The sequence below is a fragment of the Vibrio superstes genome (assembly GCF_003569005.1).
GTDB lineage: Bacteria > Pseudomonadota > Gammaproteobacteria > Enterobacterales > Vibrionaceae > Vibrio > Vibrio superstes.
The window spans coordinates 555,112-576,919 of the sequence record NZ_BCUR01000001.1; the positions used below are offsets into that span (position 1 = coordinate 555,112).

Genomic DNA, 21,808 nt, shown 5'->3' on the forward strand with positions numbered 1-21,808 from the left:
AGAAAAGGGGTTAATGCTGAAATAGCACGAAAACTACTTTTATTTGAACACCTTAGCAATTCGACTCCAGATCCCTGCCTTTTTATCAGCAAATTCTTTCAAAGTGTTGCTGCTTGCGTAGAAGGATTCGTTCCATTCACAACGTAGCTGGTCGGCAGACAATGAGCTAAAAGACGCAATCAGTTCACCCGCCTCAGAGGCATAATCGTTGGCCAGAGAGTAATCCATCTTTAATTGCCCCTGTACATATAACCAAAGATGCATGGTTAGCCAAAACTCCAATACGAGGGGAGACTTAAAGGCCTTAGCGTGTTGACTCTCCAATGACTCATCGATAACCTGCTGCATGGCTAACAAGCTCTTTTGTTGTGAGCGCAATTGATGCAACAACCTTTCATGGTGCAAGGTAAATACACCTAGCAACAGTTTCAGGTCTGAGTGCTCTGTGTGCTTTAGCTTTGAGCGCTCAAACAAGGGAGAGAGCTTCTCACACAGTTGTTCTAGTTGCGCTGACTCAACAGTTAGCGAGGTGGCTTTAGTAGGAAGGGAGAAGCCCATTGCTTGTACAGCATTCAATAAAGCGTTAGGTGAGGCCATGAAAAATCAACTGTTACGTGAAAACGCTAACCTTACCCTATCCTCTCGCCTCTGCCTATATCCCCTGCGGGATTTGACTGTCCATTCAATACTAGAGGCAATAAAAAAGGCCTCACTAGAGGCCCTTCCAAGATTAACCTAAGAAGACACTTGGTATCTCATTGGGGTAACGCTCATAACTCGGCTGGTTGTAATCAATGTCTGATACACCGATCAAATCAAGCACTTGATAAAGCGTCTTCCCGACATGCCCAAACGCAATGCCTGCATGGTGAGGATAACGTTTTTGAATCAAAACATGACGATAGAAGCGTTGCATTTCAGGGATAGCAAACACAGCAATTGAGCCAAATGACTCAGGGTCGATATCAAGGATGTCACCTTGTGCCACATAAGAACGAAGCTTGGTATCTGCTGTAGATTGAAGACGGAACAGTGTCACCTCTCCTGCCTTAATTTGCCCCTCTAGCGTTCCGCGAGTGATATCCGGCTCTTGTCCTGGCTCCATCAAGCTGTGCATGATCTTTTGAAAACGCAATTGTGAGTTTTTCATGCAACTTGGCGCTGTATTGCCACAGTGAAAGCCCATAAACAGATCTTTGTCTGTGTACTCTCCCATTTTCTCGCCAGCCTTTTCCACCATATCCGTTGGCACTGTGTTATTAATATCCAATAGCGTAGCAGGTTGATTGGTCGCACAAGTGATCATGTATTCAGACAAGGCACCGTAGATATCCACCTCGCAGGCAACAGGAATGCCACGTTCTGCCAAGCGAGCATTGACGTAACAAGGAACAAAACCGAAGAATTTTTCAAAGGATGGCCAGCACTTGTTAGCAAAAATACCAAAGTGAGACGCACCCAAGTGTTCTTTATGGAAGGTCAGTAGCGCGACTTCATATTGTGCTAACTTTGGCAGTAAATCAGGATAAGGATTGTTGTCACCCAACTCTTGCTCCATCTCCGCCACTATACCTGGGATATCAGCGTGCCCTTCTGCTGCTTGATACCTATCAAGAAGGTCTAACTCACTGTTTTCCATCACCTCAACGCCAAGATCAAACAAGGCCTTAATCGGTGCATTACACGCCACAAAATCATGAGGTCGAGGTCCAAAGCTGAATATCTTGAGTCCTTTAAGACCAAGGATGGTACGAGCCACGGGCACAAAGTCGCCAATCATGGATGCCACTTCTTCTGGCGTGCCTACCGGATACTCAGGGATATGAGGACGAATATTACGTAGGTTTGCACTGTATGACGCATTGAGCATCCCGCAGTATGCATCGCCCCGATCGTTACTCAGACAAGCAGCCGACTCTTCGGCTGCCGCAACAAACATCACCGGCCCATCAAAGCGCTGTGCCATCTGTGTGAGTGGACCTTCAGGCCCAAAGTTACCTAAGTAGATCACTAAAGAGTTAATGCCTTTCTCTTCCGCCTCTTGAAACGCTTTCACCATGTCATTTTCATTCTCAATGATGGTGTCTAGTTGCACGATTTCAGTGTCTTGACGATCACAGTGTTGTGCCACATTTTGTCTACGCTGTTCTGAAAGAGAAAGAGGGAAACAGTCACGACTTACCGCAACAATACCCATTTTAACTTGAGGAATATTAATCATAATTATCTCTATTTAATCTTTTGTCGTTAATACTTTATAAATTACGTTATGCTGATAATGCTTATTCGGTCCGTAAATACAATCTTGTTTATTCGCCATATTTATTTGATTTGGATAGCATTGCGTCTCTAAACAAAGACCAGCGTGTTTGTTATATATTTTTGAATTTCTACCTGACTCATTATTTAAAAAGTTCCCACTATAAAACTGCATGCCTATTTGATCTGTGGCTACCTGAAGCTCTATTCCAGTATTCTTTTCATAAACCCTTGCCACTGGCTTCATTTCTGTTGAATCAAAACACCAACAGTGGTCATAGCCATCTGCGTTTTCTAGTTGCTCGTTGGCGTCAGACAACCCTTGTCTTATGGTCACTCCCTTACGCAAATCGAAAGGGGTGTCCTCAACCGGAGCCTTGAATAATGGGATAGATAAGGCATCAACATGCAGGTATTCATTGCCTTCAATCTGGATGTGATGGTCGAGCACGTCCTCAGTTTGACCAAGATTAAAATAGGTATGCTGAGTCATATTGATCGGCGTTAAAGCGCGAGGTATGGCCTGATAGTTAATACTTAACGCATTCTCTTCTGACAAATGGTATTTGACCTTAAACTCTATATCACAAGGGTAGCCAGCCTGACCGCTTCGAACCATTGTCGTGAGTATTAAGGTTGCATCATCGATACACTCAGCATTCCAGTGCTTGGTACCAATGCCAGCAGATGCGCCATGCAAGTGATTACTGCCCTCGTTACATTCCAATTGATAGTCAACGTTATCAATAGAGAAACGGCCGTTGGCAATCCTGTTCGCCCACGGCCCGACAAGGCAACCTAAGTAACACTTGCCTAATAAGTATTGCTCTGGGGTATCGTAACCCAAGACAATGTTCTGTCTTTCGCCTTTATTATCATGGGTATAAAAGTTGACAATCAGACCACCAAGCTCTGATATATCGACTTGCGTACCATTATTATTTACCAGAGAAAATAGTTTATATTCTCCCCAATCAGATACCTTAATGCCTTTCATCTTAAAACCTTACTAACAAGCTAATAAAATAATTGTGCTCTATTTCAAGAAGTGTTTCTATTATGTTTTTTAAGAATTAGATTAAGAAAAAATGTATTTGTGAGCTTTGTGCAGATATAAAAAAAGCCTCCCTTAGGGAGGCTGTTTTTTGTCGATTATATTATTACCTATTGGCTAAGTTGAACCTTAAGTCCTGCCTCTGAAACCTCAATCTCTTGTGCCGGTTTTTTGGCATCTAACTCTAACAGTGCTTTGATCTGTTTTAGTTTTTGCTGGTCAAGCTTATAGAACATCATGAATACTGCCAATGATGCGAACATGATTCCTGGAACCACGGTAAATAGAAGATTAATCGAGTTTACCGCTTCTGCAGTTTGCACCTCAGCGCCACCAACATACCCCGACCACGCTAAGATCCAACCCACAGCTGCGCCACCTAACGCAATACCTAGCTTGATAGCGAACAAGTTAGTTGAGAATACCATGCCACTTAGGGAGCGGTTGCTACGAGTTTTCTCATAGTCGACAACATCTGACATCATGCTCCACAAAATAGGAGTGGTCGCGGTTTGGACAAGGGCAAGCACAATAGTGATAGCAAAGATCATGGTGATATTGGTTGGATCAACCATATACATGAGCATAGAAATCAGACCGGAAATGATGATCAATATGCGATACACCGTTGGTTTGTTGTATTTACCAAACAGGGGTGATGACAACATTGCGCCGCCGATTGCCGCTAGCATACCCGCCACCATGAACATAGTGGCAAGATCACCGCGCCCCATCACTGTGTTGACATAGTACATAGTGGTAGCGCCCTTAAGCACCACACCGGTTAACAATACAATGTTGACGATGAAGAGTACGCGCCACTGGTCATTGGCCAGCAGTAGTTTTAGATCTGCCCATACCGATTGCTTCTCTTCAATTTCTGGAACGTAACGCTCTTTGGTATTAGCAAAACTCACGAAGAACAATGCAATCGCAATCATGCCCATAACAGCCATTGCGCCTAGATACCCTTTTTGTAAGTCACCATCGCCAATGATACCCACTAGAGGCAGTGCCACGGTGGCTACCACTAGACCACCCGCGGTGCTTAGAGCAAAGCGATAGGATTGCAGTGAAGTGCGCTCTTCTGAGTCATTAGACATGGCATTGGCCATTGCACAATAAGGAACGTTAATCGCGGTGTACATTAGCGTCAGGAAGATGTACGACGCGTACGCATAAACGATTTTACCCGTTTCACCGAAGCTAGGTGTATAAAACGCAAACATACACGCAATACCAAACGGAACAGCCATCCACAGTAGGTATGGACGATAGCGACCGTGCTTTGATTTAGTGCGATCGACAATAGAACCCATCAGCGGGTCAGTAACGGCATCAATAAATCGAACCAACAGAAACATGGTGCCCATGTGAGCGGGAGACAGGCCATAAACATCGGTGTAGAAATAGGCAAGGAAAAGCATCACTGTCTGCCAGACAAAGTTACAGCCTGTATCACCTAGACCATAAGCAACCTTCTCTCGTACGGATAGCTTGATTGTATTCATTAATATTCTCCGGGGTGCAAATTAATTGCCTTTCATTCTTATGGTTATCATTCCATTGTTCATTTCCCCAAACTAGCAAGTGTCTTATGTTATTTGATTTATGTGATAAGCCTCGAAAACCTCGAACAAAGAATAAAAATAAAGCCATATAAATCAATCGCTTATAATAATTTCATTTTTGAGCAAGGAATTATTGGCGTTCTGTGGAGTAATACACACTTAGGAGATTGATCAATGAGGTAAGCAAAAATAACAATTGATAATTGAACAGAAGAAACAGTCAAAAAGTGAAATATCACTAATTATTCTCAACAACAAAACCTGTGGTAACAAGGCATTAACCCATCACTTACACACCCAATTTTGGACTTTATACACCCATTCTCCATTGAGGGGCTGATTCTCCCATGCTTTTAGTGTCCTTGATGCTCAGTTTCAAGCTGTGCTTTATGTTGCAGCAATGCGGTATGTAAATTGACTCTGTTAACGAATTGATAGAGCATTGAGACTTATTCTCAAAATCATGGAACCAGAAAAGACCACAATGAAAATTATCAGGATTGTTCTAGGAAAGATTATCTTGCTACTCAACTTTATCTTCACACCTCGCGGAGTCAAAAGGTCTGAAGAAGCACAGCAACTAGCCAATGCAAAAGCCAATGATTTAACTCTTTATCAGTTTGATGCGTGCCCGTTTTGCGTGAAGGTTCGCCGCGAAATGAAGCGTCAATCAGTCAATGTCGCGCTTAAAGACGCAAAGGGTGACGAAGTCGCTCGTGAGGAGCTGCTGGCCGGTGGAGGCCGAGTTAAGGTGCCATGTCTTAAGATCACACAGCAAGGCACAGAGACCTGGATGTATGAATCAAAAGACATTGTCGCTTACTTACAAAAAGAGTTTGCATAACATTGATACTCCGAGCGTTCGAGTCAACTTTAAAGAAATCTGGCATCGAGCGCTCTATTAAGTCTTTCATGCACAATGTCTCTAGGGTCTGTTGACCTTGAAATATCGTCGTAAACCAATCTTCTAGTACTCATCAAGGGATTATTCGATAAGCTATTTTACAAAATTTCCATTGGATTCGTTCGATGCTCAATCGCTTTATCATGCTTAGCCATTACAAAGAAATTATCTATCCAATGTAATATCAATGCCGAATCTTGCGGCAGAGCAAGTTCTATAAAGGCTTGTTGGTAATACTGCGGCGTAATCAAATGCTTGCGTTTCTCCACTAATTTTTCAGTAAAGCTGACACCAAACTCAGGATGCCCCTGTACGGTCAATACATGGTTGTCTTTAACCAACATAAAGTTAGGACAAAATTCATTACTTGCGATCACTTTGACGCCGCGAGGCACCGTTGTCACCTGATCTTGGTGACTCACCAGCAGTCGGGCGTTATCAACGGATAAGTTCATCCATTTTTTCTGAGCCGTGATTTTCACCTCATAGCTTCCCAGACCCCAGCCTTTCTCTGACTTTTGCACCGTGCCACCTAAGGCACGAGCAATCAATTGATGGCCGAAACATATGCCAACAAGGGGGCGCCTGAGCACCTCACAGCGAATGATCCAATCAACAAGTTTTAGAATCCAGGGATGATCATCGTACGCATTATTCACACTACCAGTAATAATAAACCCATCACATTCATCGTGATGAGGCAGTTCTCCTTTGGTTGCGTCATAGTTCTGAAATGCGAACTCATTATTAACCTCGAAAAGCGAAGCCTCAATCATGTCTGCATACTGGCCATGATCATCCGACAATGGTGAGTCAACATGACCGCACGTTAATATCCCTATCTTCATTGTTCACCTACTTCATTGTTGGCATTACAAATTCACTTTCTCGTTGTCCCTTCGGCCAGCGAGCAGTAACTGTCTTCATTCGGGTGTAGAAGCGGACCCCATCATTGCCATGGACATTTAAAGGACCAAATATTGAACGTTTCCAACCCCCAAAGCTGTGGAAAGCCATTGGTACTGGGATAGGCACATTTACCCCTACCATACCAATTTCAACTTTCTCCGAGAAATCACGGGCCGTATCACCATCTCGGGTATAAATAGCGGTCCCATTACCAAACTCATGCTGATTAATTAGCTGCAGAGCCTCTTGGTAATCTTTAGCTCGAACAACGCAGAGCACAGGACCAAATATTTCTTCGTTGTAAATCGTCATATCAGAGGTGACGTTGTCAAAAAGAGTGCCCCCAACAAAATAACCAGGCGTCGAGGCATTAATATCACGGCCATCCACAACCAAGGTCGCTCCTTGGTCCACACCGGATTGAATATACTCTTTCACCTTGTTCATGTGCGGTTCGCTGACAAGTGGCCCCATTTCATTTTCTGGGGAAACCCCGAGACCTGGACCAACTCGCAGGGTTTGGACTTTCTCTTTCAGCGAAGTAACCAAACGGTCTGCTGTTTCATCACCCACCGCTACCGCAACTGAAATCGCCATACAGCGTTCACCAGCGGCTCCATAAGCGGCTCCCATAAGGGCGTTTGTGGCTCCTTCGAGATCGGCATCAGGCATAACCACTAAGTGATTTTTTGCGCCACCCAGTGCTTGTACGCGTTTTCCGTTAGCACTGCCTTTGCTATATATCGCCTCCGCGATCGGCGTCGAGCCAACGAAGCTTACTGCGGCAACATCAGGGGCCTCCAAAAGGGCATCAACCACTTCTTTGTCACCCTGTATCACATTGAATACGCCATCAGGAAGGCCCGCTTGCTTCAACATATCCGCTAGCATCAAGGACACACTAGGGTCTTTTTCTGAAGGTTTTAGAATAAAGCTGTTACCACAAGCCAGTGACACCGGAATCATCCAAAGTGGCACCATTACAGGGAAGTTGAATGGTGTAATACCTACGCACACCCCTACAGGTTGCATCATGGAGTAACTGTCAATCTCACGACCAACATTCAGCGAATGTTCACCTTTCAAAAGGTGCGGGATCCCACAAGCAAACTCCACCACTTCTAAACCACGGGTTAATTCGCCCAAAGCATCACTGTGCACTTTACCGTGCTCTGTGGAAATTAAAGTTGCCAACTCATCGGCATTTTCCTCAAGCAAGGCTTTAAAACGAAACATCACGCGCGCACGTTGTAGCGGTGGCGTATCTTGCCATGCTTGTTGTGCCTGTTTGGCTACATCGGCAGCCGCCAATGCCTCTTCGGCGCTAGATAACTGTACCTGTCCTCTAAGCTCGCCATTGGCAGGGTCAAACAAGTCAGCGGTTCGCCCACTGTTACTTGCTACCGTTTGTCCGTTAATAAAATTGGATACCAAAACTGACATAGTCTTATTCCTTGTAATCAATATTTTGTAAAACGTCTGCTATCAGAGTAAATAGATCGTCGATATGCTGTTTCTCGATAATAAGCGGAGGCGACAGCGCGATAATATCGCCAGTCACTCGAATGAGTGCGCCTTTTTCAAAGCACTTAGTGAAAACTTGGTACGCTCGTGAACCCGGTTTACCGGCTATCCCTTCAAGCTCAATGCCGGCAATCAAACCGTAGTTACGCAGGTCTTTCACGTGAGGCAGACCTTTTAAGCTATGAACGGCTTGTTCCCAGTAATCGGCAAGATCGGTAGCACGGGTATAAAGGTTTTCATTGCGATAAATATTGAGGGTTGCCAGTCCCGCGGCAGCAGCTACCGGATGCCCAGAATAGGTATAGCCATGAAAGAGTTCTATAGCTTGACTGTCTGGTGCAACCATCGCTTGGTGAATCTCATCACTCACAAAGACGGCCCCCATTGGAATCGCGCCGTTAGTCAATCCCTTCGCCGAGGTAATGATATCGGGCTTAACATCAAATTCTTGCGCGGCAAAAGGGCTACCTATACGACCAAATCCGGTAATCACCTCATCAAAGATCAACAAAATGCCGTGTTGCGTGCAAATTTCTCGAAGACGCTTTAGATAGCCTTTTGGTGGCAAAATAACGCCCGTAGAGCCGGCAATAGGCTCAACGATAACCGCAGCAATGTTGCTGGCATCATGCAAAGTGACGATATTGTTGAGGCTTTCAGCCCACCCTGGATCGTAATCTGGTAAGCCTTTACTGAATCCGCTGTTTTCAATGCTTAGCGTATGTGGGAGATGATCAACGCCAGTTAATAAGCTTCCAAATGCCTTTCGATTATTAACAATGCCACCTACCGATATGCCGCCAAACCCTACGCCGTGGTAGCCACGCTCTCGGCCAATAAGACGAGTACGAGTCCCTTGCCCAATGCATCTTTGATACGCCAGCGCGATCTTCAAGGCAGTATCTACCGACTCTGAACCTGAATTAGTAAAAAACACCTTAGATAGACCTGAAGGGGCAATTTCTGCTAAAGACTCAGCGAACTCGAACGGTAGCGGGTGTCCCATTTGGAATGTTGGCGCAAAATCAAGACTGTGAATTTGATTAGCCACCGCCTCGCTAATTTCTCTTCGACCATGACCCGCATTACAACACCACAACCCAGCCGTACCATCGAGGATCTTGCGTTTATCTTCAGATGTGTAATACATCCCTTCAGCAGAGACTAGCATTCGTGGTGAAGCCTTAAACTGCGAATTAGCCGTAAACGGCATCCAGAATGCATCCATATTTGCTGAACTATTGGTATCTTGCTTGTTTATCCCTTGCATTGTGCACTCCAACTAAGAATGTTGAATTAACATTGTTTCTTTTACTAAACACCGCAAAACACTCAAACCTCAATATGTAAATACAATGTTATTAAATAATGAACAAAATTGACTATAGAACGTTTTATTTAGCTCTTCAATGATTGAATTATAAACACTTGCTGGTTTTTTGTGTTTAGTGAGCTAGGATTGTGTTTAGTTTACTAATCACAGTAGAAGAGTTGGAGATTGTGCCCAATGGATACGGAAATAGGACCACGATTTAAAACCTTGAGAGAGCAAGCCGGTCTATCGCAACGAGAACTCGCTAAGAGAGCCGGTGTCACCAATGGCTTTATCTCACAAATAGAAAGCAATGCGGTTAGCCCTTCTGTTGCGTCACTGAGTAAGTTGCTCAGTAAGATCCCCTCATCCATGGCTGATTTTTTTGCCATCGATGAGCCAATGCCAGAGCAGTTCTTTACGCGTAAAGAAGAACAACCCGAAATAGGAAGAGGAAAGATCAGCTATCGCCAAGTTGGGCATTACCATGAAGGTAGGCATATTGGCATGCTAAGAGAGACGCTAGCACCCGGTGCAGATACCGGTGAAGAAATGTTGAATCATGAAGGACAAGAGTGCGGTGTCATCGTGGAAGGAGAATTAGAGCTTACCGTTGATAACGAAGTAACCGTGCTGCGCAAAGGTGATAGCTACTATTTTGACAGCATGCGTGCGCACCGATTTAGGAATACCACAAACTACGACTGCGTTATCGTCAGCGCAAATTCACCCGCCAGTTTTTAAGGAAAAAGGTAAACTTATGAACACTATTACTTGGCATGCTAAGGCCGAAGCCCTTAGTTTTCGTACTCAAGCATTTATTAACGGAGAATTTGTTAACTCCGTTTCTGGCGATACGTTTGAAATCATTAACCCTGCTACCGGACGCCTGCTTGCTCATGTTGCCCGTTGTGAGGAATCAGATGTTAACCTTGCGGTCGATGCGGCTCGTAATGCATTTGAAAGCCGTGTTTGGAGCGGATTAACTCCTGCCGATCGCAAAGAGATTCTCCTTAACTACGCTAAGCTCATTGACGAACACAAGGAGGATTTTGCCTTGTTAGAATCCTTAGACATGGGCAAACCCATTTCAGACGCTATGGGCTATGATGCCCCAGCGACGGCTCGCTGTATTCAATGGAACGCGGAAGCCATTGATAAAGTGTACGACGAAGTCGCACCTGTCACGGAAGGCGCACTGGCGCTGGTGACTAGAGAAGCCTTAGGCGTGGTTGCCGCTATTGTGCCTTGGAACTTCCCGACAGTCATGGCATCGTGGAAAATCGGTCCAGCCCTTGCCACTGGTAACTCAGTGATAGTAAAGCCTTCGGAAAAGTCCCCTCTTACCGCCATTTTGCTGGCAGACTTGGCTAAGCAGGCGGGTATTCCAGATGGCGTATTTCAAGTTCTTCCAGGCTTTGGTCATGAGGCAGGACAAGCACTTGCTCTGCACAATGATGTTGATTGCATTACCTTTACAGGCTCAACAGCCGTAGGTAAAAAGCTTCTCAGTTTCGCGGGTGAATCAAACCTTAAGCGTGCATTTATGGAGTGCGGCGGGAAAAGCCCTCATATCGTCCATCATGATGTTAAGGATATAGAGAAAGCGGCTGCTACAGCGGCTTCAGCCATCTGTTATAACCAAGGCGAAGTGTGTACAGCAGGGTCTCGTCTACTGGTTCACTCTTCCATCAAAGATGAGTTCATCGAACTGGTTAAAAAACACATGGCCAATTGGCAACCCGCAGATCCTCTTGAAAGCGATACTCGAGTGGGGGCCATTGTTGATGCAGCCCAGTATGAGCGAGTCTTAAACTACATCAATATAGGTCAGTCTGAAGGCGCTACATTGGCATTTGGTGGTAACACCGCGATGAATCATACCGACGGCTTCTTTATTCAACCCGCTTTATTTACCGACGTCACACCCGATATGCGCATTTATAAAGAGGAAATCTTCGGCCCTGTTTTGTGTGTGACTAGCTTTGATTCCATAAATGAAGCCATAACGCTCGCCAATGACAGCGAGTACGGTTTGGCAGCGGGTATTTGGACGTCAGATATGTCTACCGCCATTAAGTGCTCACGTGCTTTACGAGCAGGAACCGTCTTTGTGAACAACTGGGATGGTGGTGATATGACAATGCCATTTGGCGGCTATAAACAAAGTGGTAACGGTCGAGATAAGTCACTGCATGCCTTGCACAAATACACTGAAGTAAAATCAACTTGGATAGAGTTGGACTAACAATAAAAGCCTAGCGTGATGAGCTACAAGCCATTGCGTTTTCCTGTTGCTTTAAACTAGCGAACGCACTCAGACGCCTTAATGTATAGTCCCTTCAGACTCATTGAGGCGTTTTTCTGGGACCGGTATTTGTTCTATGGGGTACTCTTCGGCCGAAACTTCAACACGTTTCTGGACACTTTTGAGTTAGAATTAGCACGTAGCCATTCGACCGACTCAAGGAATGTAAAGTGCTTTACCACTCACTGTTTGTTCTGAAACAGGGATTAGGTATTGATAGTCTGTTCCTTGCCCACCTAGTATTACGGAATTATTGCTACCAGTTGTTTCAAGTAGCACACCATTCGCTCCTACTTTTGCTGCTTGGTTTTTAAGTTCCTCAACGGCGTAATTAAGAGAATCCTGCTTTGTTATTCCGGCATCACTTGAAGCATTAATAATCGCAATTGTTTCATACGATTCGGGATAGTCTGAGTATAAGCGTACTTGCTCGGGCGAAATAGCTTCTCGAGGCTCCCCAACAATAATTGAAGATCCTGAGGCACAACCAAAAAGCGCAAGGGTGCAAATGAGAAGAAAGGTTTTTAAGACGTTCATATGGGCTAGTCAGTTACAAAATTTAGCCAGAATTATACGTGACAGGAAAAAGCTTGGTAATACAAATAACTCGAAATCTTGATGTGGGTATGATCATATACAACTCGACTAGTTTAGCCAAAAATAAGTCAAATAACACACTCATTTAGATCCCTAAGTCAGCCTCGCAACACAGAAAGGGGCAGAAATGAGTCAGCGATGATCGTGCTAGCACACAATTGGACAATTTTGAGTTAGTACCCCCATATGATTCTGAGTAACTTCGAATTTCAATAGATAAGTTTAGTCAGCGTAAAACGGGTCAGTTATCTAGAAGGTTGGCGGAGTCGCGGCACTGATCAGTTCACACTCGACCTTACCTCTATTGCGGAATCGATGCGGTTTACGTGTTTCAAAGTAGTAAGAATCGCCAGCTTTCAAGACACGAGTGTGACTACCCACAGTGATTTCAATTTCGCCACGAATGATAACCCCACCCTCTTCACCATCATGCTCAATAAAGTCGGTACCGGTATCTGAACCTGGAGGATAGATCTCTCTAAGTACAGCCAGTTGACGCCCTTCGCGCTTTGCGCCCACCAGCAGCATTTTAATTTTGCCATCGCCAAGGTCAGCCATCTGTTCGGCCGTAAAAAAAATATCGTCTTTCGGTTCTACGTCTAACGTAAAAAACTCTCCCATCGAAATAGGTATAGCGTCTAGGATCTTCTTCAATGATCCTACCGAGGGGTTCACTAGGTTCTGTTCTATCTGGGAAATCATGGAGTTGGTGACACCACTTCGCTTTGCAAGCTCCCGTTGGGACATTCCTCGCATAGTACGAATTGTTTTTAATTGTTTCCCTACATCCATGTTTTTCTCCCAGAAAGAATCAAGTACCGAGCACCCTGAAGGCATTTTCTATTGCTGACTCATCTTCATCTCAAGCAGCCTACGCTTTTCAGCCCTTGCCATCACCCACCAAGCGATAAATGTGGCACAGGAGACCGCTAATATAGTTAACGTTGCCAACGCGTTGATTTTTGGGCTGACTCCTAAACGTACACTGGAGAATACCACCATTGGTAATGTTGTTGCGCTCGGACCAGAGACAAAACTGGCAATAACTAAATCATCGAGAGACAAGGTAAAGGCCAGAAGCCAACCGGCAAGGATCGCAGGAGCAATCGACGGCAGGGTAATTTGGAAGAATACTTTCCATGGTGGCGCGCCCAAATCCATCGCAGCCTCTTCAACTGAACGGTCCACCTCTTGCAATCGTGAACTCACGACAACCGTCACATAAGCGGTACAGAAAGTGACGTGTGCAATCCAGATGGTCAACATTCCCCGTTGGCTGAACAGGTCAAAAACTTGCCCCATGGCGATAAACAGTAGCAATAAAGAAAGACCGGTAATCACCTCTGGCATCACAAGCGGAGCCGTAATCATAAACGCAAAGCCTGTCTCACCTCTAAATTTACCAAAACGACTCACCACAAAAGCGGCAATAGTGCCAAGCACTACAGCGGCGCTGGCTGATAAGAAGCCAATGATCAAACTAAGCTTTACTCCGCCCATCAGTAGATCGTCTTCTAGCAATTCGAAATACCATTTGAACGAGAAGCCCGACCAAACCGTTACAAGGCGGTTTTCATTAAATGAGAAAATAATCAGAATAAAAATTGGCAAATATAAAAAGGTAAAACCTGCTGCAAGAATTGCCCATTTTAACTTACTTTTGTAGACCGGAATGTCGTTCATCCTTGGGCCTCCAGTTCACGTTTTTGATAGCGATGGAACCATAAAATCGGCAACATCAGAATGAGTAGCATCACAATTGCCACAGCCGATGCAACGGGCCAATCCCTATTATTAAAGAACTCTTGCCACAACACCTTGCCTATTAATACCGTATCGGGTCCACCGAGTAACTCAGGGATAACAAATTCACCCACCGCTGGGATAAACACCAGCATTGAGCCCGCGATAATTCCCGCTTTCGTTAGCGGCACGAGAATAGTAAAGAGTGTGGTGATAGGTTTAGCACCTAGATCGCTGGCCGCTTCTAACAAAGAATAATCAACGCGCATTAACGCAGTATAAAGCGGTAATACCATAAACGGCAGATAGGTATAAATGATACCGATATACACAGCGGTATCGGTGTGGAGTATTTTAAGTGGCTCATCGATCGCACCTGCAGCCAGCAGGACATTGTTCAGCAATCCATTATTTTTGAGAATGCCTATCCAAGCGTAAACGCGTATTAGAAAACTGGTCCATGAGGGCAGAATTATTAGCATTAACAGGACATTACGCGTTGATGGCTTTGAATGCACAATCGCCCATGCAATGGGAAACCCGATAATCAAGCACAGAAGTGTCGATACCAGTGCTATTCGAATTGACTGTAGATACGAAGACACATAAAGATCATCTTCAATAAGGTATTGATAGCTTCCTACATTCAGCAGCAATTGTAATTGTTGTTCGGCGTAACTTATCAGCTCTGAATAAGGGGGAATAGAGATTTGAGCTTCTGCAAAACTGATCTTGAAAACAATTAAGAATGGCAACAAGAAAAATAGGAGTAGCCAACCGTAAGGGATCGCAAGGAGTAAGCATTTGGGCGTTGGTATAACACGCCAAATATTGAGTTTTGCTCGTTTCTTCATAATTTTAACACCACGCAGCTGTCCATATCCCAGCAAAGGTTGACTCGCTGCTCCCATGTGGGCATGCCTTTTCTCACGCGGCTGGTATTTTGAAGCGTCGCTGTAACCAGTTTACCCGAGTCCAATCTCACATGATAAATGGACTGATTGCCCATATACGCAATATCTTCCACCACCCCGCTACACGAATTTGTTGCGTGACGTGTGTGCTCACAAAGGGTCATTTTTTCTGGTCGGACGGCAATCATGACAGGGATGCCTGGTGCTCCTGAGATACCGTGATTAATAGTGATGGCGTTAGGTAGGTCAGGCGTTCTTACGGTCGATTTATCGCTAAGGTTGGTTTCTAACACACCCTCGAAGATATTGACCGAACCGATAAACTTGGCGGAAAATTTGGAGTTAGGATGCTCGTAAATAGCTTCCGGCGAACCGATTTGAACAAACTGTCCTTTATTCATGATTGCAATACGGCTGGCCATTGTCATCGCTTCTTCTTGGTCGTGGGTCACCATCACACAGGTCACACCTACACTCTCCAAGATGTCGACCACTTCAAGCTGCATTTTTTCACGAAGGTTCTTATCAAGCGCGCCCATAGGTTCGTCTAACAGTAAGAGTTTGGGTTTCTTCGCTAAGCTTCGAGCTAGCGCTACGCGTTGTTTCTGACCCCCCGATAGCTGGTGTGGCTTACGTTTGGCGAAATCTGTCATTCTAACCAGTTCAAGCATATGCTTGACCGTACTCGCCCTTTCCTGACTAGGCATTCCGTCCTGTTCTAAGCCATATGCAATGTTCTTTTCAACCGTCATATGCGGGAACAAAGCATAAGATTGAAACATCATATTTACAGGACGTTTATAAGGTGGGATTTCTGCCAAATCCTGTCCATCTAGAATAATTTGCCCGGCACTTGGTTGCTCAAACCCCGCGAGCATTCTCAATAAAGTCGATTTTCCGCAACCCGATGCGCCTAGTAACGCAAACAGCTCCCCTTGATTGATGGTTAAATCAATATTATCTACCGCTGGATAGCCATCAAATTCCTTGGTTAAACCTCGAATCTCTAGAAGTGGTTTTGGCGGTACAGGTTCAACATGTTCATGGCTGAGTTTGGTATCGAGTGACATCAATGTCATGGTAATCTCCAAGCAAAAATGGCGACTCAAAGAGAGTCGCCAACATAGGTATTGATTTAGTTCTTAAGGAAGTCCGTCCAAGCACGGGTCATAGCACGAGATGTTTTATGGGGTAACATCTTGGAGCTATACAATTTTGCTTGCGCTTCTTCCGTTGGATAAATACCTGGGTCATTCAAGATATCAGCGTCAATAAACTCACGCGATGGCGGGTTAGGATTCGCATACCAAACGTAGTTACTCACTTCTGCAATTACTTCAGGGCGAAGTAAATAGTTAATGAACAAGTGCGCATTTTGCGGATGCTTTGCTTCTTTTGGGATTGCCATCAAGTCAAACCAAGCAAGAGCGCCCTCTTTTGGAATTGAATACGCTACCTCTACACCATTATCCGCTTCCGCTGCTCGGTCAGCCGCTTGCAATACGTCACCAGACCAGCCAATCGCGACACAGATATCACCATTGGCAAGATCGTTAATGTACTGCGAAGAGTGGAAGTAAGTGACATAAGGACGAACTTCTTTCAGTAACGCTAACGCATCTTTTTTGTAATCGTTAGGATCGGCACTGTTTGGATCTTTCCCTATGTAATTCAAAGCAGCCGCCATGATTTCCGTTGGAGCATTTAAGAAACCCACGCCACATTTAGACAGCTTCTCCATGTTCTCTGGCTTGAATACCAAATCCCAGCTATCAACAGGAGCGTCAGCACCTAAGACTTCTGTAACTTTCTCAACGTTATAGCCAATACCAGTCGTACCCCAAAGGTAAGGAACAGAATAGGCGTTATCTGGGTCAACTGTTTCGGCCAAGATCCCCATCAGTTTAGGGTCTAAGTTCTTGTAATTCGTCAGCTGAGATTTATCTAGCTTTTGGAACGCACCTGCTTTCGCTTGGCGTCCCAGAAAGTCATTACTTGGTACAACCAAGTCAAACCCTGTGTTTCCTGACAAAATTTTCGCTTCTAACACTTCATTCGAGTCAAAAACATCGTAAACCACCTTAATGCCAGTCTCGTCTTCAAACTTTTTGATCGTATCTTCCGCGATATAATCAGACCAGTTGTAGATGTTGAGCACCTTTTCCTCAGCAGCGTAGGATGTGATAGAGCTAAGTCCTATCGTCATCCCTAACGCGACACTAAAGTATGCTTTAATTTTCTCCATTTGGATCTCCGTTCCTGTTTGCTCTTGTTTAATACCTTTGGGTATAACTCTCGTCGGCTACAGCGAAACGTCGGCGAGCGTGTTATCTAACGCTATTTTTGTTTTTTCAATAAATTCATCGATTTCATCACGAGTGATGATCAGCGGTGGTGAACAAATCATGGTGTCGCCAACGGCGCGAAGTACAACTCCCGCAGAGAAGCAGTGTTCACGACATCTTGTTCCGACATCGAGATCCTTGTGATAGCGTTCGTTTGTAGCCTTATCTTTGACTAACTCAATTGCTCCTACTAACCCTTTCGTTCTCGCTTCGGCGACCATTGGGTGATCCAATAGCTCATTCCAGCGAGAAGCAAAATAAGGCGCGATGTCTTCGCGAACTCGACTCACAATGTTGTGTTTTTGCATCTCTTTGATGTTGGCAATGGCAACAGCGCATGCTGCAGGGTGACCAGAATAAGTAAAACCATGAGCAAATTCGGTATCGGCATCAGTGAGAACCTTGGCAACATGCTCCCTAACCATGACGCCACCAAGTGGCAGGTAACCTGACGTAATACCTTTCGCCATGCACATTAGATCAGGCTTAATGTCGAACGTTTGGCTCGCAAACCACTCCCCCGTTCGGCCAAACCCACAGATAACTTCATCGACAATAAGCAAGATCTCATACTTATCACAGATGCACTGAATCTCAGGCCAGTAACTCTCTGGGGGAATAATCACCCCACCCGCACCTTGGATAGGCTCGGCAATGAAAGCGGCAACATTGTCTTCGCCTACTTCCAAGATCTTGGCTTCCAGTTGCTGAGCACGCTCTAAACCAAATTCATTGGCATCGACTCCTTGGCCTTCGCCAAAGTGATACGGCTGATCAATATGAACAATATTTGGAAGTGGTAATCCTCCCTGAGCATGCATAAACGCCATGCCACCAAGGCTGGCACCTGCCATCGTGCTGCCGTGATAAGCGTTGTTACGACTGATGATGGTTTGCTTGTTAGGTTTGCCCAAGCTTGACCAGTAATGACGAACCATCCGCACAACCGTGTCGTTACACTCCGAGCCAGACCCTGTAAAGAACACGTGATTCATTCCTTCAGGAGCCACTTCAGCAAGCAGCGTTGACAACTCTACCGCCGGTGGATGCGTAGTTTGGAAAAACAAATTGTAGTAAGGCAACTCCTGAAGCTGCTTTGTTGCCGCGTCGATAAGCGGTTGGCAGTTGTACCCCATATTTACGCACCACAATCCCGCCATCCCATCTAGGATTTTGTTATTGTCTTCGTCGTAGATATAGATACCTTCAGCTCGAGTAATTACTCGTGAGCCTTTGTCATTGAGTGCTTTAAAGTTGGTAAATGGGTGCAAGCAATGCGCGCTATCTTGTTCAATCCATTTAGACCCAGTTTGTTGTGACATAACTTAATTCCATTTCTCGTGGTATTAACCGGTTTGCTTTTCTCTATAGCGTTACCTGTGTTAAACGTTCAATAGTAAGAACTCTCTTTCCCAAGAACTAATGACTTGGAAGTAGGTTCGGTATTCCTTACGCTTGATTGCCACGTAAGCCGATACGAATCGATCGCCTAAAATCTCTCTCAATTCATCACAGTTTTCTAGCAAGCCCAGAGCATCTTCTAGGTTATGGGGAAGTGAATACGGCTCAGTGGTCATGTCACCGGTACTTTTCTCTGTTGGTGCCAGTTTTTCTTTCATGCCTAAGTAGCCACATGCTAGCGTCAGCGCCATTGCTAAATAAGGATTCGCATCCGCTCCCGCATAGCGGTTTTCAAGTCGACGAGCTTCTTTATCAGAATTTGGCACACGTAATCCAACAGTGCGGTTGTCTTCTCCCCACGCCACGTTAGTCGGTGCGGAATCACCAAAGACTAAACGACGGTAGGAGTTCACATTAGGAGCAAAGAAGGCGATAGCTGCGGGGGTATATTTCTGCATTCCGGCGATATAGTTCAGGAAGAGGTCACTGTTACTGCCATCTGCATTTGAAAATAGGTTCTTACCGTTTTTATCCACCAAGCTTTGATGAATATGCATTGAACTGCCCGGCTCATCTTCCATGGGTTTTGCCATAAAGGTGGCATAAACATCATGGCGCAATGCTGCTTCACGCATAGTACGCTTAAATAGGAACACCTGATCGGCGCGATCTAAAGGTTCCCCATGGTCAAAGTTCAGCTCCATTTGAGCCGCACCAGACTCGTGAACCAAGGTATCCACGTCTAGTTCTTGCGCTTCACAGTAGTCGTACATATCTTCGAAGATAGGATCAAACTCGTTCACTGCATCAATACTAAATGACTGACGTGCCGTTTCTGGTCGGCCGTTACGGCCAATTGGCGGCTCTAATGGGTAGTCCCAATCGAGGTTTTTCTTTACTAGGAAAAATTCTAATTCTGGTGCCACTACTGGCTGCCAACCTTCTTTCTCGTAAAGACTTAATACTCTGCGCAGGACAGCGCGAGGTGAAATATCAACGGGATCGCCATCTACGGTATAACAATCATGAATAACCTGGGCGGTTGGCTCTTTAGTCCAGGGTACAAAGCGTATAGTATTTTGGTCTGGCTCCAGAGTCATATCCTTCTCAGTCAGATCAATCATACTTTCATCATCTGGCCAATCACCGGTTACTGTCTGGAAAAAAACCACTTCGGGAAGACGCATTCCTCCTTCTCGAAGAAATTTTTTCGCAGGCATGATTTTGCCACGAGCGTTGCCTGTAATGTCTGGGATCAGACACTCAACTTCAGTAATACGGTTCTTCTCTATCCATTCCCTAATCGTTTCCATAAATCCTTCTTTTCGTTATTTTCTCAACGAATTTATCGATAAGCTCTATTTAGAATTGACAGTAAACTGTACGATTGTCAAACAAATATGTTAATTATTATGGTGCTTTTGAGGTGTATATTAACATTTTAGATACATATCTGTTGTCTTTTACTAAACATTAAGTCTATGGTTTAAAAGCAACCAACAGGACAAAAAAACAACGAATTGCATGCCAGTTGAGGATATGTTGGAAATGAGTGGAGGAACCACAGTGGGAACAAGTCAACTTTCGAATAGTACTGATAACATCGAACAAATTCAGGTGAGCCATCAAAAGCTCACCATTGAACGATTTATTGAACAGCACCCTGATGTGACAACGTTAGACTTGATCCTGTTTGATATGAATGGTGTTGTCAGAGGAAAGCGTGTTCCGCTCTCTCAGCTCAATAAAGTATTGGAACAAGGTATCTGCTTGCCCGCTTCTGTCTTCGCATTGGATATTTGCGGAGAAACCGTAGAGGAAACTGGTCTTGGTTTTGAAAAAGGCGACGGCGACAGAATATGCCGCATGGTAACGAGTTCACTTACCACTACTCCTTGGCAGGAAAACAGCGCGCAAGCTATCGTGACCATGTTTGAACCAACCTCCAATCAACCCTTTTTCGCCGACCCTCGCCATGTGCTAGAGGTGCAACTGGATAAATTCGCATCTAAGGGATTGAAGCCCTGTATTGCTGTAGAACTCGAGTTCTACCTGCAAGATCTGGAGCATGACGAAGCCGGTAACCCTCAGCCGCCACTGATGCCTATTAGTGGTGAAAGGATGACTCAAACGCAAGTCTATTCTCTGGAAGAGCTTGATGAATTTAAATCGTTTCTAGATGAGATAATCGAGACCTGCAACGAGCAGAATATTCCAGCAGAAAACATTACCGCTGAATATGCGCCTGGACAATTCGAAGTTAATCTAAAACACACCAATGACGTCCTTTTGGCGTGCGATCAAGCCATGCTGCTCAAACGAGTGGTGCGAGCCGTTGCCAAAAAACACGGTTTTTACGCCAACTTTATGGCGAAGCCTTATACCGAATATGCCGGAAATGGCTGTCATGTGCACATCAGTCTTCAGGATGAACTTGGCACGAATATTTTTGGTGAGAATGAAGAAGTGTTATTGAATGCCGTCGCGGGAGTGCTTGCTCACCTTGAGGATAGCATGGCCATCTTTGCACCAAACGCTAACTCTTATCGCAGACTTCAACCTAATATGTTTGTGCCCCTTCATTCTACTTGGGGCTGGGACAATCGCACTGTCGCAGTGCGGATCCCCGCTAGTGGAGAGATAGACAAGCGTATCGAGCATCGTCTATCAGGCGCTGATGTTAACCCTTACCTAACTGTCGCCGTGTTGCTTGCCTCAATACTCGACGGTATTGAAAATAAACTGACCCCACCACCGCCAATTGAAGGCGACGCAACCTTATTAGAGCTACCTATGCTGCCTATATCTTGGGATATGTCATTGCATGAATTTGAGAATAGCCAATTTATGAAGCGTAGCTTTGGCGAAGAATTTTGTAAGGTTTACCTAGCCAATAAAAAACACGAACAAGCGCGCTTCTCAGCGCAAGTCTCTCCTTTAGAATATCAGTGGTACAAATAAGTAAGG

General features: G+C 44.9%; 19 protein-coding genes. 4 read left to right on the forward strand and 15 right to left on the reverse strand.

Features of this window, described 5'->3' with window-relative positions; translation table 11 throughout:
* Positions 1-39 precede the first annotated feature (39 nt).
* The 4 genes from D5I41_RS02265 to D5I41_RS02280 all read right to left on the reverse strand — a co-directional run bounded on the left by D5I41_RS02265 (position 40) and on the right by D5I41_RS02280 (position 4,824).
* A complete protein-coding gene (locus D5I41_RS02265; protein WP_119008306.1) occupies positions 40-597 on the reverse strand; it encodes a hypothetical protein in 558 nt (185 codons plus the stop codon).
* Between the two features lie 133 nt (positions 598-730).
* Positions 731-2,221, reverse strand: a complete 1,491-nt coding sequence (locus D5I41_RS02270) for an L-fucose/L-arabinose isomerase family protein (RefSeq protein ID WP_119008307.1) — start codon at positions 2,219-2,221, stop codon at positions 731-733.
* A 12-nt stretch (positions 2,222-2,233) separates the two neighbouring features.
* A complete protein-coding gene (locus D5I41_RS02275; RefSeq protein ID WP_119008308.1) occupies positions 2,234-3,256 on the reverse strand; it encodes an aldose epimerase family protein in 1,023 nt (340 codons plus the stop codon).
* A gap of 167 nt (positions 3,257-3,423) precedes the next feature.
* Positions 3,424-4,824: a glycoside-pentoside-hexuronide (GPH):cation symporter gene (locus D5I41_RS02280; RefSeq protein WP_119008309.1), complete on the reverse strand. Its 1,401-nt coding sequence runs from the start codon at positions 4,822-4,824 to the stop codon at positions 3,424-3,426.
* A gap of 544 nt (positions 4,825-5,368) precedes the next feature.
* Here D5I41_RS02280 and D5I41_RS02285 point away from each other — a divergent pair.
* Positions 5,369-5,728, forward strand: coding sequence for a glutaredoxin family protein (locus tag D5I41_RS02285; protein WP_119009211.1), 360 nt, complete (start codon positions 5,369-5,371; stop codon positions 5,726-5,728).
* Between the two features lie 158 nt (positions 5,729-5,886).
* Here D5I41_RS02285 and D5I41_RS02290 read toward each other — a convergent pair whose 3' ends face one another.
* The 3 genes from D5I41_RS02290 to aptA are packed head-to-tail and all read right to left on the reverse strand — an operon-like array spanning position 5,887 to position 9,491.
* Entirely contained in the window at positions 5,887-6,636 is a 750-nt protein-coding gene (locus tag D5I41_RS02290) for a type 1 glutamine amidotransferase (protein ID WP_119008310.1), read from the reverse strand.
* Positions 6,637-6,643: 7 nt separating this feature from the next.
* The gene (locus tag D5I41_RS02295) at positions 6,644-8,140 is read right to left on the reverse strand and encodes a CoA-acylating methylmalonate-semialdehyde dehydrogenase (RefSeq protein ID WP_119008311.1); all 1,497 of its coding nucleotides are present in this window, start codon (positions 8,138-8,140) and stop codon (positions 6,644-6,646) included.
* 4 nt (positions 8,141-8,144) lie between these two features.
* Positions 8,145-9,491: an omega-aminotransferase AptA gene (aptA, locus tag D5I41_RS02300; protein WP_119008312.1), complete on the reverse strand. Its 1,347-nt coding sequence runs from the start codon at positions 9,489-9,491 to the stop codon at positions 8,145-8,147.
* 237 nt (positions 9,492-9,728) lie between these two features.
* Between aptA and D5I41_RS02305 the strand changes: the two genes are divergently transcribed.
* Complete coding sequence (locus tag D5I41_RS02305; RefSeq protein ID WP_017031590.1) at positions 9,729-10,277, forward strand: cupin domain-containing protein; 549 nt, start codon at positions 9,729-9,731, stop codon at positions 10,275-10,277.
* 16 nt (positions 10,278-10,293) lie between these two features.
* The gene (locus tag D5I41_RS02310) at positions 10,294-11,781 is read left to right on the forward strand and encodes an aldehyde dehydrogenase (RefSeq protein ID WP_119008313.1); all 1,488 of its coding nucleotides are present in this window, start codon (positions 10,294-10,296) and stop codon (positions 11,779-11,781) included.
* A gap of 216 nt (positions 11,782-11,997) precedes the next feature.
* Here D5I41_RS02310 and D5I41_RS02315 read toward each other — a convergent pair whose 3' ends face one another.
* The 8 genes from D5I41_RS02315 to D5I41_RS02350 form a co-directional block, all read right to left on the reverse strand.
* Entirely contained in the window at positions 11,998-12,378 is a 381-nt protein-coding gene (locus tag D5I41_RS02315) for a hypothetical protein (protein WP_119008314.1), read from the reverse strand.
* A 309-nt stretch (positions 12,379-12,687) separates the two neighbouring features.
* On the reverse strand, positions 12,688-13,230 hold the full coding sequence (locus D5I41_RS02320) for a cupin domain-containing protein (protein WP_017031594.1): 543 nt from the start codon (positions 13,228-13,230) through the stop codon (positions 12,688-12,690).
* Between the two features lie 48 nt (positions 13,231-13,278).
* Positions 13,279-14,121 carry an ABC transporter permease subunit gene (locus D5I41_RS02325; protein ID WP_119008315.1) on the reverse strand — a complete coding sequence of 281 codons (843 nt, stop codon included), beginning with the start codon at positions 14,119-14,121 and terminating at the stop codon, positions 13,279-13,281.
* A complete protein-coding gene (potH, locus tag D5I41_RS02330) occupies positions 14,118-15,035 on the reverse strand; it encodes a putrescine ABC transporter permease PotH (protein WP_119008316.1) in 918 nt (305 codons plus the stop codon). Before potH ends, D5I41_RS02325 begins: the two co-directional genes overlap by 4 nt.
* Entirely contained in the window at positions 15,032-16,174 is a 1,143-nt protein-coding gene (potG, locus tag D5I41_RS02335) for a putrescine ABC transporter ATP-binding subunit PotG (RefSeq protein WP_119008317.1), read from the reverse strand. Before potG ends, potH begins: the two co-directional genes overlap by 4 nt.
* A 56-nt stretch (positions 16,175-16,230) precedes the next feature.
* Complete coding sequence (locus D5I41_RS02340; RefSeq protein WP_119008318.1) at positions 16,231-17,340, reverse strand: extracellular solute-binding protein; 1,110 nt, start codon at positions 17,338-17,340, stop codon at positions 16,231-16,233.
* Between the two features lie 57 nt (positions 17,341-17,397).
* Positions 17,398-18,762, reverse strand: a complete 1,365-nt coding sequence (locus D5I41_RS02345) for an aspartate aminotransferase family protein (RefSeq protein WP_119008319.1) — start codon at positions 18,760-18,762, stop codon at positions 17,398-17,400.
* Between the two features lie 60 nt (positions 18,763-18,822).
* Positions 18,823-20,154 carry a glutamine synthetase family protein gene (locus tag D5I41_RS02350; protein ID WP_119008320.1) on the reverse strand — a complete coding sequence of 444 codons (1,332 nt, stop codon included), beginning with the start codon at positions 20,152-20,154 and terminating at the stop codon, positions 18,823-18,825.
* Between the two features lie 235 nt (positions 20,155-20,389).
* Here D5I41_RS02350 and D5I41_RS02355 point away from each other — a divergent pair, with 235 nt between their 5' ends.
* On the forward strand, positions 20,390-21,802 hold the full coding sequence (locus D5I41_RS02355; protein ID WP_119009212.1) for a glutamine synthetase family protein: 1,413 nt from the start codon (positions 20,390-20,392) through the stop codon (positions 21,800-21,802).
* The last annotated feature ends 6 nt before the right edge of the window (positions 21,803-21,808 follow it).

Excerpts from the sequence above, each read along its gene's own strand:
- D5I41_RS02310 (WP_119008313.1), top strand. The coding sequence starts at position 10,294 with ATGAACACTATTACTTGGCATGCTAAGGCCGAAGCCCTTAGTTTTCGT.
- D5I41_RS02270 (WP_119008307.1), bottom strand. The coding sequence starts at position 2,221 with ATGATTAATATTCCTCAAGTTAAAATGGGTATTGTTGCGGTAAGTCGT.
- D5I41_RS02315 (WP_119008314.1), bottom strand. The coding sequence starts at position 12,378 with ATGAACGTCTTAAAAACCTTTCTTCTCATTTGCACCCTTGCGCTTTTT.
- aptA (WP_119008312.1), bottom strand. The coding sequence starts at position 9,491 with ATGCAAGGGATAAACAAGCAAGATACCAATAGTTCAGCAAATATGGAT.
- D5I41_RS02295 (WP_119008311.1), bottom strand. The coding sequence starts at position 8,140 with ATGTCAGTTTTGGTATCCAATTTTATTAACGGACAAACGGTAGCAAGT.
- D5I41_RS02265 (WP_119008306.1), bottom strand. The coding sequence starts at position 597 with ATGGCCTCACCTAACGCTTTATTGAATGCTGTACAAGCAATGGGCTTC.
- potG (WP_119008317.1), bottom strand. The coding sequence starts at position 16,174 with ATGACATTGATGTCACTCGATACCAAACTCAGCCATGAACATGTTGAA.
- D5I41_RS02325 (WP_119008315.1), bottom strand. The coding sequence starts at position 14,121 with ATGAACGACATTCCGGTCTACAAAAGTAAGTTAAAATGGGCAATTCTT.
- D5I41_RS02350 (WP_119008320.1), bottom strand. The coding sequence starts at position 20,154 with ATGGAAACGATTAGGGAATGGATAGAGAAGAACCGTATTACTGAAGTT.
- D5I41_RS02290 (WP_119008310.1), bottom strand. The coding sequence starts at position 6,636 with ATGAAGATAGGGATATTAACGTGCGGTCATGTTGACTCACCATTGTCG.
- D5I41_RS02305 (WP_017031590.1), top strand. The coding sequence starts at position 9,729 with ATGGATACGGAAATAGGACCACGATTTAAAACCTTGAGAGAGCAAGCC.
- D5I41_RS02285 (WP_119009211.1), top strand. The coding sequence starts at position 5,369 with ATGAAAATTATCAGGATTGTTCTAGGAAAGATTATCTTGCTACTCAAC.
- D5I41_RS02340 (WP_119008318.1), bottom strand. The coding sequence starts at position 17,340 with ATGGAGAAAATTAAAGCATACTTTAGTGTCGCGTTAGGGATGACGATA.
- D5I41_RS02280 (WP_119008309.1), bottom strand. The coding sequence starts at position 4,824 with ATGAATACAATCAAGCTATCCGTACGAGAGAAGGTTGCTTATGGTCTA.
- D5I41_RS02355 (WP_119009212.1), top strand. The coding sequence starts at position 20,390 with ATGAGTGGAGGAACCACAGTGGGAACAAGTCAACTTTCGAATAGTACT.
- D5I41_RS02320 (WP_017031594.1), bottom strand. The coding sequence starts at position 13,230 with ATGGATGTAGGGAAACAATTAAAAACAATTCGTACTATGCGAGGAATG.
- potH (WP_119008316.1), bottom strand. The coding sequence starts at position 15,035 with ATGAAGAAACGAGCAAAACTCAATATTTGGCGTGTTATACCAACGCCC.
- D5I41_RS02345 (WP_119008319.1), bottom strand. The coding sequence starts at position 18,762 with ATGTCACAACAAACTGGGTCTAAATGGATTGAACAAGATAGCGCGCAT.
- D5I41_RS02275 (WP_119008308.1), bottom strand. The coding sequence starts at position 3,256 with ATGAAAGGCATTAAGGTATCTGATTGGGGAGAATATAAACTATTTTCT.